At 63.5% G+C, this 13159-nt stretch carries 9 protein-coding genes; 5 read left to right on the forward strand and 4 right to left on the reverse strand.

From position 1 onward, the window contains the following. Window positions 1-149: 149 nt before the first annotated feature. Window positions 150-533 carry a YkvA family protein gene (locus tag ACP7DW_RS03805; RefSeq protein ID WP_426053958.1) on the forward strand — a complete coding sequence of 128 codons (384 nt, stop codon included), beginning with the start codon at window positions 150-152 and terminating at the stop codon, window positions 531-533. Here ACP7DW_RS03805 and ACP7DW_RS03810 read toward each other — a convergent pair. Further along, window positions 530-1720, reverse strand: coding sequence for a serine hydrolase domain-containing protein (locus ACP7DW_RS03810; protein ID WP_426053959.1), 1191 nt, complete (start codon window positions 1718-1720; stop codon window positions 530-532). The two genes, ACP7DW_RS03805 and ACP7DW_RS03810, sit on opposite strands and share 4 nt — an antisense overlap. Window positions 1721-1946: 226 nt before the next feature. Next, on the reverse strand, window positions 1947-3074 hold the full coding sequence (locus tag ACP7DW_RS03815) for a mechanosensitive ion channel family protein (RefSeq protein WP_426053960.1): 1128 nt from the start codon (window positions 3072-3074) through the stop codon (window positions 1947-1949). A 260-nt stretch (window positions 3075-3334) separates the two neighbouring features. Here ACP7DW_RS03815 and ACP7DW_RS03820 point away from each other — a divergent pair, with 260 nt between their 5' ends. From ACP7DW_RS03820 to ACP7DW_RS03830, 3 genes are read left to right on the forward strand one after another with little or no spacing between them, the layout of a single operon-like run. Further along, window positions 3335-5602: an alpha,alpha-trehalose-phosphate synthase (UDP-forming) gene (locus ACP7DW_RS03820; RefSeq protein ID WP_426053961.1), complete on the forward strand. Its 2268-nt coding sequence runs from the start codon at window positions 3335-3337 to the stop codon at window positions 5600-5602. Then, complete coding sequence (otsB, locus tag ACP7DW_RS03825; protein ID WP_426053962.1) at window positions 5602-6366, forward strand: trehalose-phosphatase; 765 nt, start codon at window positions 5602-5604, stop codon at window positions 6364-6366. Before ACP7DW_RS03820 ends, otsB begins: the two co-directional genes overlap by 1 nt. Window positions 6367-6369: 3 nt before the next feature. Further along, window positions 6370-8211 (forward strand): glycoside hydrolase family 15 protein, encoded by a 1842-nt coding sequence (locus tag ACP7DW_RS03830; protein ID WP_426053963.1) that lies wholly within the window; start codon window positions 6370-6372, stop codon window positions 8209-8211. A gap of 50 nt (window positions 8212-8261) precedes the next feature. Here ACP7DW_RS03830 and ACP7DW_RS03835 read toward each other — a convergent pair whose 3' ends face one another. Both ACP7DW_RS03835 and ACP7DW_RS03840 read right to left on the reverse strand, forming a co-directional pair. Then, window positions 8262-10592 (reverse strand): TonB-dependent receptor, encoded by a 2331-nt coding sequence (locus tag ACP7DW_RS03835; protein WP_426053964.1) that lies wholly within the window; start codon window positions 10590-10592, stop codon window positions 8262-8264. 250 nt (window positions 10593-10842) lie between these two features. Then, the gene (locus tag ACP7DW_RS03840) at window positions 10843-12090 is read right to left on the reverse strand and encodes a PepSY-associated TM helix domain-containing protein (RefSeq protein WP_426053965.1); all 1248 of its coding nucleotides are present in this window, start codon (window positions 12088-12090) and stop codon (window positions 10843-10845) included. A 232-nt stretch (window positions 12091-12322) separates the two neighbouring features. On the opposite strand from ACP7DW_RS03840, the gene ACP7DW_RS03845 reads away from it, so the two are divergent. Next, a complete protein-coding gene (locus ACP7DW_RS03845) occupies window positions 12323-13153 on the forward strand; it encodes an alpha/beta fold hydrolase (RefSeq protein ID WP_426053966.1) in 831 nt (276 codons plus the stop codon). Window positions 13154-13159 lie beyond the last annotated feature (6 nt).

Genomic DNA, 13159 nt, shown 5'->3' on the forward strand with positions numbered 1-13159 from the left:
CTTGCCGCCCGGTTTTTTGCCATCGATGCGAGCACAGGCACGAGGTTTTCCGCGTTTGCGCATTGAAACAGGCCTGTTCGAACGCCCCTGCGCGCCGTTATGCTAAGGTGCGCATTCGTAACGCCGTGCGCGGCAGACAGGAGCAGCAGATGTTTGGCAGAAAAAAGAATCTGGAACAAGACCACGCCCCCCAAGCCGACAAGCAGTATGAAAAGAAATACACGGAAGACAGCTTCTGGGACAAGGTCGTCAAGTTCGCCAAGACGGCGGGACGCGAAGTCATCGAGAAAGCGCTGTGGCTGTACTACGCGGCGCAGCAGCCGAATACCCCGCTGTGGGCCAAGACGGCCATCTATGGCGCGCTCGGCTATTTCATTTCGCCCATCGATGCGATTCCCGACATCACGCCCGTGGTCGGCTATGCGGACGACCTAGCCGTGCTGGCGGCGGCCGTCGCTACGGTCGCCACCTACATCACGGCCGACGTCAAGCAGCGCGCGGCCGAGAAGCTGCGCGGCTGGTTCGGCGCCTAGCTTTTCCTGACAACTGGCGCGCCGCTGCCCCCATGCGCCAGCAGGCGCAGCACGACTTCTTTCTGGAATGAACGAAACTCCTTGTCGGCGCTGACGTTGGCGAAGGCCAGCACGGCTGTCCTGCTGGCGCGGTTGACGCAGACGACGGACGCGGCACCCGGGTCGCCGCCGCTGTGCGTGGCCAGCGGTTTGCCGTCGACATCGCGCAGCAGCCACACCAGGGCCTGGCGCACGGACGAGTCGGCAGGCACGACGGGGGTCGCTTGCGGGGCGAAAAACAATTGCAGGGTGGCATCTTGCAGATAGCGGTGGCCATCGACCCTGCCGCCATTGCTGAAAATGGCCAGGAAACGGGCAAAGTCATGCGCCGAGCTGCGCAGCAGGCCGGCCGGCCAGTCCGGATAGCCGACGGGCGGCAGCACTTGCAGGCCCGGCTCCTTGTGCGCATACGGTTGGGCCACGACGGCGCGCCGCGGCAAGCCGGCCAGGTTCCAGGCCGTGTTGTCCATGCCCAGCGGTTCGAACAGGTGCTCCTGCGCAAAGGCGTCGAGGCCGTCGGGGTTCAAGCGGCCCACCAGATAGCCGAGCAGGGCGATACCCACATTGCTGTAGCGCCATTCCGTGCCGGGCCGGGCGGCAAACGACAGATCCGCGTCGTACCAGGCGCCGCCGCGCGACAGATAGCCCTTGACGAAGTCGCGCAGCGGTAATCGCGGGTCGCCCTGCACGGCAAACGCCGTCGTCTTGTCGTACACGGCATCGGAAATGCCCGAGGTGTGATTGAGCAAATGGCGAAAGGTAATGGGCACGTCGGGAAACTTCGGATGCATGAGCGGGAAGTCCAGATAGGCCGCCACCTTGTCGTCGAGCTGGAAGGCGCCTTGTTCCAGCAGCATCATGACGGCCGTGGCGGTGACGAGCTTGCTGACTGAGGCGACATGGAACACCGTATTGGCATCGGCCTTCTTGCCGGCCTGGATGTCGGCCCAGCCATAGCCGCGCGCGAAGATGGTTTGCTCGCCGCGCACCACGGCCACGCTCATGCCCGGCGTTTCCGTGCGGGCCAGGCCATCGCGCATGAAGCCGTCAAATTCCGTTTCCCACGCCAACCGGGCCGGATCGGTGGCGCAGCCCGTTTGCAGCAGGGCCAGTGAGACGCCGAGTCCCAGCACGCTTCTTCGTTTCATTGATTCTCTCTTTTGCCATTTTTAATGATCTTAACAATATTTCCGGCCGCCATAGGGGCAATTGACAAAACATTGCTTTGCAGCAATGACAAAGGGGGCTGGCCAGTGCTTATTTGCACCCGTTATTTGCGCCAGTAGCGTTCCAGCAGGGGTTTGACGGTCAGGCCGTGCGCGACGATGGGGACGACGAGGGTGATGTTGCCCAGGCCCGCGCCGCAGGGTTTTGTCAAGCCTTGTTCTGCGCCTTGTACAGCGACACGCTGTCGTTCTGCGCCTGCATGCCATGCACCTCGATGGGGTCGTGCGTGGAACGCAAGCGGGGCAGGCTGTGCGGATAATTGCTCGTGATAAAGGCCAGCATCTGCTCGCGCACGATGCAGCGCAGCTCGAAGGCCGTGCCCGAATCGACCGCGCTGATGAGAAAGCGCACGCGCACGGCCCGCTCGTTCGAATCCGTCGCCTGCACGGTACAGACGCGGCCATCCCATTGCGCGGCGCCTTCGCAGATGCGCGTCAGTTCCGCGCGCAGCGGTTCGATCGGGACGCTGAAATCGAGCCACAGGAAGACCGTGCCCAGGATGTCCGAGGAGGTATGCGTCCAGTTCTCGAACGGATTTTCGATGAACCACTGCAGCGGCACGATCAAACGCCGTTCATCCCATACGCGCACGACCACATACGTGCCCTTGATTTCCTCGACCGTGCCCCATTCGCCATTGACGATCAGCACGTCGTCGATGCGGATGGGTTGAGAAAACGCAATTTGCAGCCCTGCAATGAAATTGCCGAGCACGGGGCGGGCGGCGATACCGGCCACCAGGCCCGCCACGCCGGCCGAAGCGAGCAGGCTGGCGCCGATCTGCCGCGCGCCGGGCAAGGTCAGCAGCACGAAGGACAGGCCCAGCAGGACCACGATGGCGTGCGCGCTGCGCGTCAGCACGCGGGCCTGGGTGATGCGGCGCCGCGCGCGCAGATTGTCGGCCGCGTCGACGGGATTGATCTGGGAAATCGTGATGGAAAGCGACTCGATGCATTGCATGGCCAGCCAGGTCAGCGCGATGATCAGCGCCACGCTGGTGATATGCGACATGGCGACCAGTGCCGGCGTGTCGTCGGGCGCGCTGGCCAGCACCATGCGCAGGCCGAAGACGATCATGGACAGCTGGCTGGCGCGGAAGGCCACGCGCGCGAGGTTGCGGGTGAATGGGTGGCCATTGGCGAGTTTTTTCAGCAAGCCGATGCCGGCCCGGTGCAGGCCGATGGCGACCATGGTGACGAGCAGGGCGGAGAGGAACACGGTCAGCGCCGAGCGCAGCGGGCCTCCCATCAGCGAGTGGAACGTGCTGAGATCCATAGGCGAAAACTCCTTCGTGATTGGTGAAATGGATGTCGGAAGCCGGTATTTTACGGGCAGATGGCGTCACGGGGGCGTGCGTTGCCGAACGGATAAGACTTGGATCAACGTGGATACTGGAGGAAATTGCTGCGCTGCGCCATGTCACGTTGACGTTTCAATACGCAAAGCAAACGCGCGTCGCCGCAGTGGAAATATAGTCATACTTGCCATGCTTTTTGTTTTTGCAAAGGAAAACGATGATAGTACGATCACTCCGAATGTCCTTGCGCTTCATCCTGCCACTGGCCCTGGTGCTGGGATTGTTTGCTTATATCGTGGTACCCTTGCTCGACAATATCACCCTGCGCTGGTATGTGCGCGACCTCGACAGCCGGGCAGAATTACTCGCCGGAACCCTCCGGCCTTCGCTCACCGACTACCTGCCCGCGCAAGACGCCACCCGCATCGGCGAACTGTTCCAGGGCGCCACGCGCGACGAACGCCTGATCGCCATCGGCTTTTGCGACAATGCGGGCCACTTGCTGTATCAATCCGCGCAATACCCGGCCTCCATCGGCTGCTGGAGCACGCCTCCCACGGGCGGCTTGTACAAATCCCTGGCGCAACTGCCGCAAGGCCAAGTCCACCTCAGCGAAACGCCCGTCATGCAGGACGCGTCCCAGCTGGGCCGCCTGGTGCTGGTGCAGGACATGAGCTTTGTCGAGCGCCGCAATACCGATACCAAGCGTTTCATTTTTGCCTTCCTGGCCGTGCTGGCCGTGCTCATTTCCCTGATGACCGTGTTCGTGGCCCACCTGAGCTGGCGCGGCTGGCTGTCCGCCGTCAAGGATATTTTACGGGGCGAATTGCTGCCGAAAAGCAATGGCGCGGTGGCCACCGCCACGGCGCCCGCCGCCGCGCCCGCGCCGCCGCCGGAAATGCAGCCGCTGATCGGCGACTTGCGCGAACTGCTGCAGGAATACCATCTGGAGCGCCAGGGCGACAACGGCTGGTCATCCGACTGGACGCCGGACAAGCTGCGCGCGCTGCTGGAAGCGGATTTGCAGGGCGACCAGGTGCTGGTGGTGTCGAACCGCGAACCGTATATCCACACGAAAACAGATACTGGCATTACCGTCCAGCGCCCCGCCAGCGGCCTGGTGACGGCCGTGGAAGCGGTGATGCGCGCCTGCTCCGGCACCTGGATCGCGCATGGCGCCGGTTCCGCCGACCGCGAGACGGTCGATAAGCTCGACCACGTGCCCGTGCCGCCCGAGAACCCCAGCTATACCTTGCGCCGCGTGTGGCTGACGCAAGAGGAAGAGCAGGGATACTATTATGGCTTTGCCAATGAAGGCATGTGGCCGCTGTGCCATATCGCCCACGTGCGCCCCGTGTTCCGCTCGTCCGACTGGGACCAGTACGTGAAAGTCAACCGCCGCTTCGCCGACGCGGTGATCGCCGAGGCGAAGACGGACAATCCCGTCGTGCTGGTGCAGGATTATCACTTCGCCTTGCTGCCGCGCATGGTGCGCGAAGCCTTGCCGAAGGCGACGATTATCACTTTCTGGCATATCCCCTGGCCCAACTCGGAATCGTTCGGCATTTGCCCTTGGCGCGAGGAAATCCTCGACGGCTTGCTGGGCAGCACGATTCTCGGTTTCCACACGCCGTTCCACCGCAAAAATTTCCTCGAAACGGTGGACCGCTATCTGGAAACCCGCATCGAACCGGAGGCATCCACGATTTCCTACGGCGGCGAGATGACGCAGGTCGAGGATTACCCGATTTCCATCGCCTGGCCCGAGGACAATCCGGCGCAGCCCGACGTGGCCACCTGCCGCGCGCAAATCCGCGCCGAACTGGGCGTATCTGCCGACCATTTGCTGGGTATCGGCGTGGACCGCCTCGATTACACCAAAGGCATCGTCGAGCGCTTCCAGGCCGTCGAGCGCATGCTGGAACAGCAGCCCGGCATGGTCGGCAATTTTACCTTCGTGCAAATCGCCGCTCCCAGCCGCGCTTCGCTCGATGAATATCAAAGTTTTGATGCCAGGGTGCGCAAGATGGTCGAGCGCATCAACCGCCGCTTCGGCAGCGGCAACTACGTGCCCATCCTGCTGAAAGCCGAACATCATGGCCAGGACGACTTGCAGCGCTACTTCCGCGCCTCCGAAGTATGCATGGTGACGAGCTTGCATGACGGCATGAATTTGGTGGCCAAGGAATTCATCGCCGCGCGCGATGACGAGCTGGGCGTGCTGGTGCTGTCGCAATTCACGGGCGCGGCGCGCGAGCTGCACGAAGCGCTGATCATCAACCCGTATCACATCGAACAGGGTGCCGATGCCCTGTACCGTGGCCTCGTGATGCCGCCCGTGGAGCAGCGCGAGCGCATGAAAAGCATGCGGGCACGTGTCAAGCATTTCAATGTCTACCGCTGGGCCGGGCGCATGCTGCTGGACGCGGCCCGCTTGCGCCAGCGCGACAAGGTCATGACCAAGATCGACGCCCACAGCCGCATCAAGCGGCGCAAGGGGCTCTGATGACGCCGACTCTTGACGATAGCGCGGCCCTGTTGCAACTGCTGAGTGCGCCCGGGACAGCCGTCTTCCTCGACTTCGACGGCACCCTGGTCGACCTGGCGCCCACGCCCGACGGCGTGCGCCTGGAGCCGGGCGTGGTCGAGGCGCTGGCGCTGCTGGCCGAGCGCCATGACGGCGCGCTGGCCCTCATTTCCGGGCGCCCCGTGGCGCAGATCGACGCCATGCTGGCCCCCCTGGTCTTGCCGGTGGCCGGCGTGCATGGCGTGGAGCGGCGCGGCGCCGATGGCGTGTTGCACGTGGCGGCCACGCCCGATGTCTCTCCCGTGCTGGCCCGTGCCCAGGCGCTGGCCGCTGTCCACCCCGGCTTGCTGGTGGAACAGAAGCGCGGCGCCGTGGCCCTGCATTACCGGCTGGCGCCCGAACTGGAGCAACTGTGTGTGCAGGAAATGACGGCCGCCGTGCAAGCGTGCCCGGGGGTGTTGCTGTTGCATGGCAAAATGGTTCTGGAAGCCAAGCCGGCCGCCACCGACAAGGGCGGCGCCATCGCCGCCTTCCTGCGCGAAGCCCCGTTTGCCGGCCGCCGGCCCGTGTTCGCGGGCGACGACACCACCGATGAGGCAGGCTTTGCCTTTGTACAACAAGCAGGCGGGCAGGGCGTGAAAGTTGGCCTCGGCCCCAGCGCCGCTGCCTTGCGCCTGGCCAGTCCGGGCGCCTTGCGCACCGCGCTGCTGGCCGCCTCCGTATCCCCGACCTCGAAGGAATAGCCCATGACGATATCCTATGACACACCCAGCGGCGCGCACGCGTCCGCCGCCAGTACGCCGCCCGCGCAGGCGTCCCTGAACTGCGGCGTGGTGGGCAATTGCGCCTTCAGCGCCCTGATCGACCAGGCCGGGCAGGTCGTCTGGTCCTGCCTGCCCCGTTTCGATGGCGATCCCGTCTTCAACACATTATTGGACGATACGCAGAACGGCAGCGTGTGGGCCATCGACATTGAAAACTATGCGCGCAGCGAGCAATGTTACGAGCCGAACACGGCCGTACTGCGCACGCGCCTGTACGACACCGAAGGGCGCGGCGTGGAAATCACGGATTTCGCGCCCCGTTTCCTCAGCCGCGACCGCATGTTCCGCCCGCTGATGCTGATCCGCCGCGTGCGCCCGCTCGACCACGCCGTGCGCATCCGCGTGCGCCTGCGCCCCCGCTACGACTGGGGCAGGCTGGCGCCGCAGATCACGCAGGGCAGCCACCACATCCGCTACGTGGGACCGGAACAGACCTTGCGCCTGAACACCGATGTATCGCTTAACTATGTGTTGAGCGAAACGTATTTCGTGCTGGGCGGCACCGCCAACTTCCTGCTGGGGCCCGATGAAACCCTGGCCGGCGGCATCGACGAGACGGCGCGCATCTTTGAAAAGGACACCATCAATTACTGGCGCACCTACACGCGCCGCCTGGCCGTGCCGCTGGAGTGGCAGGACGTGGTCATCCGCGCCGCCATCACCCTGAAACTGTCGCTGTATGAGGACACGGGCGCCATCATCGCCGCCATGACCACCAGCATCCCGGAAGCGCCGGGCAGCAGCCGCAACTGGGATTACCGCTACTGCTGGCTGCGCGACGCCTTCTTCGTCGTGCGCGCATTGAACAGCCTGTCCGAAGTGGGCACGATGGAAGAATACCTGCGCTGGCTGACGAATATCGTCGCCCGCTCGAAGGGCGGCCACATCCAGCCGCTGTACGGCATCGGCCTGGAAGAACAATTGCCGGAATCGACGCTGGACCACTTGCCCGGCTACCGGGGCAACGGTCCCGTGCGCGTGGGCAACCAGGCGCAGGAGCACTTCCAGCACGACGTCTACGGCAATATTGTATTGGGCGCCGCGCAGGCTTTCCTCGACCACCGTTTGTTCCACCGGGCGGGAAAAGCCGAGTTTGCCGCACTGGAAGCCGTGGGCGACCAGGCCTTCCGCCTGCATGCGGAGCCGGACGCGGGCATGTGGGAGCTGCGCACGCGGGCGAGGGTCCACACCTCGTCCATGCTGATGAGCTGGGCCGCCTGCGACCGCCTGGCGAAAGTCGCGCACAAGCTGGGGCTGGACGACCGCGCCGACCACTGGAACAGCCGCGCCGTGCTGATCCGCGAACGTCTGCTGCGCGAAGCGTGGAGCGAGGAGCGCCAGGCCTTCGCGGAAAGCCTGGGCGGGCGCGACCTGGACGCCTCCGTCCTGCTGATGGCGGAAGTCAACTTCATCGACCCCATGGACCCCCGTTTCATCGCCACTGTCGACGCGCTGGAAGCGTCGCTGTGCGACGGCCCCTACATGCGCCGCTACGAAGCGCCCGACGACTTCGGCAAACCGGAAACGGCCTTCAACATCTGCACCTTCTGGCGCATCGACGCGCTGGCGCGCATCGGCAGGAAAGACGAAGCGCGCAAAATCTTCGAGACGATGTTGATGGCGCGCAACCATCTGGGCTTGCTGTCGGAAGACACGCACCCCGTGACGGGCGAAATGTGGGGCAATTTTCCGCAGACGTATTCGATGGTGGGCTTGATCAATTGCGCCGTGCGCTTGTCGGCGCCGTGGGATAGCGCTGTTTAAGAGCGGGCCGGGATCGCGCTCCTGAGCGTTGTCCGTGGCGGCGCCGCGCCTTACAGCCTGGCGCTCAATCCAAGCTGGAAGCTGCGGCCCGGCAAGGGCGCGATGTATTTCAGCGGCGAATTGTGCGGCCTGGCATCCGCATCGAGCAGGTTGCTGCCGCTGATGAACACCTCGATGCCTGCAAACGGCGAATTGGGCACCTGCAATGCGCGGCTGACCTGGAAATTCACCATGGTGTAGCCGTCGAGCGGCACTTCCTCGCTGACGCTCTTGCCCAGGTACTTCTGCTTGTCATAGCGGGTGCCGGACAGTCTGGCCTTCCAGCCCTGGTTTTCCCACAGCAGATGCGCGCCGTAGCGGTTGGTGGGCATGTTGGGCAGGTAGGCGCCGTCGTTGTGCGCGCGCAGCTTGTCGGGATGGTCCGCCTTGTTCTTGACCAGGTCGGCAAATGCGGAGAGGTTCAATTTTCCGTAGCCGCCAAGCTGCACGACCTGGGAGGCGTCGACTTCGAATCCCCTGACCGTCGTATCGGTCTGTTTCCAGTACTTCAAGGGCAGGCGATTGGCCATCTGGGCTCCAGAATGGCCAAGGTAGAGATAGTTCTCGTACTGCATGACGTAGCCCGTTGCCGACAGCTGGAAGCCGCGGTTGGCGAACAGGCCGGTGAGTTCCGTACTCTTCGCGCGCTCGGCCTTCAGCTTCTGGTTGCCTTCTTCCTGGGTCATGATCGAATAGTGGCGGTTGCTCGCATACAATTCATTGACGTCGGGCGCTCTTTCGGAGGCGGCATAGCGCAGCTTCGCACCGAACAACTGGCCCAGCTTGGCCGAGGCCCCCAGGCTGTAGCTGTTCAGGCTGAACGACTTGTCATCGAGTGTGGCATTGCTCGCATTTCGCGACGTCTTGAAGCCGCTCTTGCGGATCTCGTGCTCCACTGTTTCATGGCGAAAGCCCGCATCGAAGGTGGCCCAGTCGACGTCGAGGCTTTCCTTGAGGAACAGCGCGCGGCTGACCGTGTTCGTATCGGGAAGGTAGCGCTGCGGCCCGCTGCCGGCGATATCCCGGGACTTGTGGCTCAGGCCAAGCACGCCGCTCAACGACCCTGCGCGCCGGTGCGCAATCAGCAGTTCGGCCTGATTGGTGTCGAACTGGTAGTCGTTCGCCTTGGCGGAACCCAGGCGCTCTCCCGACGCATTGTTCAGGCGGGACACGCGCAGTTGCATGCTTTCAAGGTATGCGACGGGATCGCGCAGATGGGCTTCCAGCGCATATTTATCCTGCTGTATCACCACGCCGACGGGCAGCCCTTCGTCATAGTTCGCTCCGAACGACTTGTTTTCCATGGAAAAACCCGGGACGCCGTATTCGCTATTCTTGGTATCGACGCTGACGGCCACGTAGCCACGATCGAAAAAGTAGGTGCTGCCGACGGCAAAGTGGGCATTGCTGGCATGGCTGTTGCCCAGGGTGCCGTGGTAGTCGGGCGTCACGTCCTTGTTGATCTTGCTCTTGGTCGTCGACGGCGTACCGGGCACGTAGGCGGGGTTGGCGGGATTGACGTAGGTCTTGCGCTGCCAGACGGAGGTCGGCTGATTGGTGTAGAAGGAAAAATCACCGTCCGCCCAGTCCGGATTTTCCGTCATGAACTGGTCGATAAACGGTTGCGAGGCCTTGTTGTAGATCTGCTGGATACGCGCTTCCTTCTGGCAACTGTCGGCCAGGAAGGTGTTGACTCCACCGTTTGCAGGGAACAGCTGGCTGTTGCACACGCCGGCCTTGCTGTTGCCGGGAATGTCGTAATGGCCGATTTTCTGGAAGGACAGTTGCAGATTCGTCGAGAAGCGCTTGCCATCGTTGAAGTTGACGCGCAAGCCTTGCGCGTCGGCATCGTTGAAGCCCTTGCGCAGGACCAGTTCCAGGTCTTTTGGCTTGTCCTCCATCTTCCTGGAAATGAGGCCGGAATCGACGTCGACGCTGCCGCCGATGGCATTGCCGCCGAAGCGCACGCTATCGGACGATTTGTTCACGGTGACGCTGCGCGCAAACAGCGGATCGAAGGGGATATTGATGTCGCCGCTGAGCGCATTCATGCCGAGGATGGACTGGCCATCTTCGAGGATCTGCACGCGGCTGCCGCTCAGGCTGCGGATCACTGGTGCGCCCGCATTCGGCCCGAAGGCGCTGCTTTGCACGCCCGAGACATGCTCGAGCATGCCGCCCAGGGTCCGGTTCTGGGCTTGCGTATTTTCAACGACAACGACGCTGTCGATGGTTGCTGGCTTGTCTGCGCGGATGTTGATGGTCTGCAGGGTGATGTCGTCCGCCGCGTAAGTGAGCGGGGTAGTGGACAGCATGGCGGCTGCGAATACGTGATGGCGCATGGGACTCTCTAAAAAGGCGGAATGGGGGCTGGCGCTGGACGCAGGCACAGCGGAATGCATAGATGCAATCGAGTTGCAATAATAGCTCGCGTGGAATGCTAATGCAAGTAAACTGCATTTGATGGTGCTGGCCGGGCTGGCGCATGGCAAGCGCGCAGCGCAGACAGCCGGCATGTGCCGGCTATTGGGTAGTAAAGTGCGGAAGTGCGATGGCGGCTATGCGTTGTGAAGTCGCGCGTTTAGGTGAATTTCAATGGCTCTTCGCCTGCAGCCGGCGCGCGCGGCGTTTGCGCTCCCAGATGACGATGCCCGTCACCGACAGCATGGCGACCATGATGCCCATGAAGGACATCAAGATGCGTCCCGGCAAGCCGAGGATGCGGCCCGAGTGCAGGGGGAATTGCAGTTGCACGAAGACATCGGCGGCCGTGCCTTCCCACGGCTTGTGCTGGCCGATGATGCTGCCGTCCATGCCGTCGACGTACAGGTTCGACAGGCCCATGCCGGCCGCGCCGAATTCGTCGGCGGGGTCGAAGAACGAGACGTTGTAGAACGAATAATTGCCGCCATAGTAAATGCCGCCGATGGGCGCCGTGATGCCGCGCCGCACGGCCTGCTTTTTCGCAATGGCTACCGCCTGCTCGAAGCCGATCACGGGCGTGATGTAGCTGCCGTACGGCGCCGGCGTCTGCGTTTCATACGGGCCCGGCGTGGTGGTCGACACCAGCGACATGACGGGATAAAACACTTCGCGGTACAGGTTCAACGAGAACGAGGTGAACGCGACGACGATGATGATGGCCCACACCCACAGGCCGCCCGCGCGGTGCAGGTCGAAATTGAGCTTGTAGCCGCCCGCTGCCCAGCGCACCACCCACGACGGTTTCCAGCGCTGCCACCAGCTGGCGGCGTCGCGGTGGCGCGGCGCCTCGTCCGGGGCGCGTGGGCGAAGGCAGCGTGGCGTGGTCAGGTACAACGCCACCATGCTGTCGAGCAGCCAGATCAGGGCTATGCTCCCCATCAGCCAGTAGCCCCAGCGGTCCGTGCCCCAGAAGGCGGGCACGTGCAGGCTGTAGTGCAGGTGGCGCAGGAAGGGCATCAGGCTGCGGCGCGACAGGGAAATCGCCGTCGAATCGCGCGTGCCCGTGATCTGCGCCGTGACGGGGTCGATGTACACGGTGTTGTAGTCGAGCACGAACGGCTTGCTGGTCGCCGGATCGGTCAGGGGGCGCACCATGAAGGCGGCCGCATGGCCTGCTTCCAGGCCCAGGGTCATGTAATTGACCGCCACGCGCGGGTCGGCGGCGGCGACCTTTTGCGCCAGCGCAAATGGTTGCTGCAGGGGACCGCGGCCGGGCGTGTCCATGATGTCGGCGTTGAGCCACTCGTCGAGTTCATGGTCCCATGAGGTGACGGCGCCCGTGAGGCCCGCAACGATGAGGAAGAGGGCGATGGTGAGACCAGCCCAGCGGTGTATGACAGTCCAGAAAGCGCGCATGCGGTACAAACCTTCAACATGAAACCGGCTTGTTGCCGCCAGCAGGCGCCATGGCGGCGCACAGGGAACGCCAGGCACGGGCCTGGTATTTTGATAATGGGAATCGTTCTCATTATCCGCCGTGGCAAGGCATTTGTCCAGCGCCATTGGTGTTGGCCCGGGGCAAACCGCGCATGCTAAGATGCTGGCAAGATGCCAATTTGAGTTCCATGTGGCAATACTCAGGACGAACATGCGCATAGAAGAACAGAACAATGTCCGCGTGAGCGAATGCAGCGCTGCGCCGCAGGCGGGCGCGGCAACCACCATGGTGTTCATGCATGGCTTTGGCTGCGACCAGACCATGTGGCGCTACCTGGAGCCGCTGTTTCGTCCCCGCTACCGCACGGTGCTGTTCGACCTGGTCGGCAGCGGCGCTTCCGACCTGGACGCCTATGATGTCGGCCGCTACGCGCGCCTGGACGCACATGGCGCCGATTTGCGGCAAGTCATCCATGCCGTCGGCGGCGGCCCCGTCATTTGTGTGGGCCACTCCGTCAGCGCCATGAGCGCCTTGCTGGCCAGCATCGCCGAGCCGGACTTGTTCGCCGCGCAAATCATGCTGGCGCCGTCGCCGTGTTATATCGACGACGCGGCATCTGGCTACCGGGGCGGCTTCAGCCGTGCCGACATCGACGACTTGCTGAGTGCCATGGACAGCAATTACCTGGGCTGGTCCGCCAGCATGGCGCCGGCCATCATGGGCGCGCCCGGCCAACCGGCGCTGGGCGACGACCTGGCCAGCAGCTTTTGCCGCACGGACCCCGCCATCGCCCGGCATTTCGCGCAAGCCACGTTTCTGTCCGACCACCGCGCCATCTTGCCGCACAACCGCACGCCGGCGCTGATCGTGCAATGCAGCGACGACTTCATCGCGCCACCGCCCGTGGGCGAGTATTTGCGCGACATGCTGCCGCACAGCAGCCTGCACGTGGTCGAGAACGTGGGCCATTGCCCGCACATGAGCGCGCCCGATGCCAGTTACCGCGCCATCCGTCACTTTCTCGACGGCCTGCACCTGTAATGCGCG

The organism is Janthinobacterium sp. PSRC1-1 (assembly GCF_049897525.1).
Taxonomy (GTDB): domain Bacteria; phylum Pseudomonadota; class Gammaproteobacteria; order Burkholderiales; family Burkholderiaceae_D; genus Janthinobacterium; species Janthinobacterium tructae.

Coding starts and splice junctions, on each gene's coding strand:
- ACP7DW_RS03805 (WP_426053958.1), top strand. CDS start 150: ATGTTTGGCAGAAAAAAGAATCTGGAACAAGACCACGCCCCCCAAGCC.
- ACP7DW_RS03810 (WP_426053959.1), bottom strand. CDS start 1,720: ATGAAACGAAGAAGCGTGCTGGGACTCGGCGTCTCACTGGCCCTGCTG.
- ACP7DW_RS03815 (WP_426053960.1), bottom strand. CDS start 3,074: ATGGATCTCAGCACGTTCCACTCGCTGATGGGAGGCCCGCTGCGCTCG.
- ACP7DW_RS03820 (WP_426053961.1), top strand. CDS start 3,335: ATGTCCTTGCGCTTCATCCTGCCACTGGCCCTGGTGCTGGGATTGTTT.
- otsB (WP_426053962.1), top strand. CDS start 5,602: ATGACGCCGACTCTTGACGATAGCGCGGCCCTGTTGCAACTGCTGAGT.
- ACP7DW_RS03830 (WP_426053963.1), top strand. CDS start 6,370: ATGACGATATCCTATGACACACCCAGCGGCGCGCACGCGTCCGCCGCC.
- ACP7DW_RS03835 (WP_426053964.1), bottom strand. CDS start 10,592: ATGCGCCATCACGTATTCGCAGCCGCCATGCTGTCCACTACCCCGCTC.
- ACP7DW_RS03840 (WP_426053965.1), bottom strand. CDS start 12,090: ATGCGCGCTTTCTGGACTGTCATACACCGCTGGGCTGGTCTCACCATC.
- ACP7DW_RS03845 (WP_426053966.1), top strand. CDS start 12,323: ATGCGCATAGAAGAACAGAACAATGTCCGCGTGAGCGAATGCAGCGCT.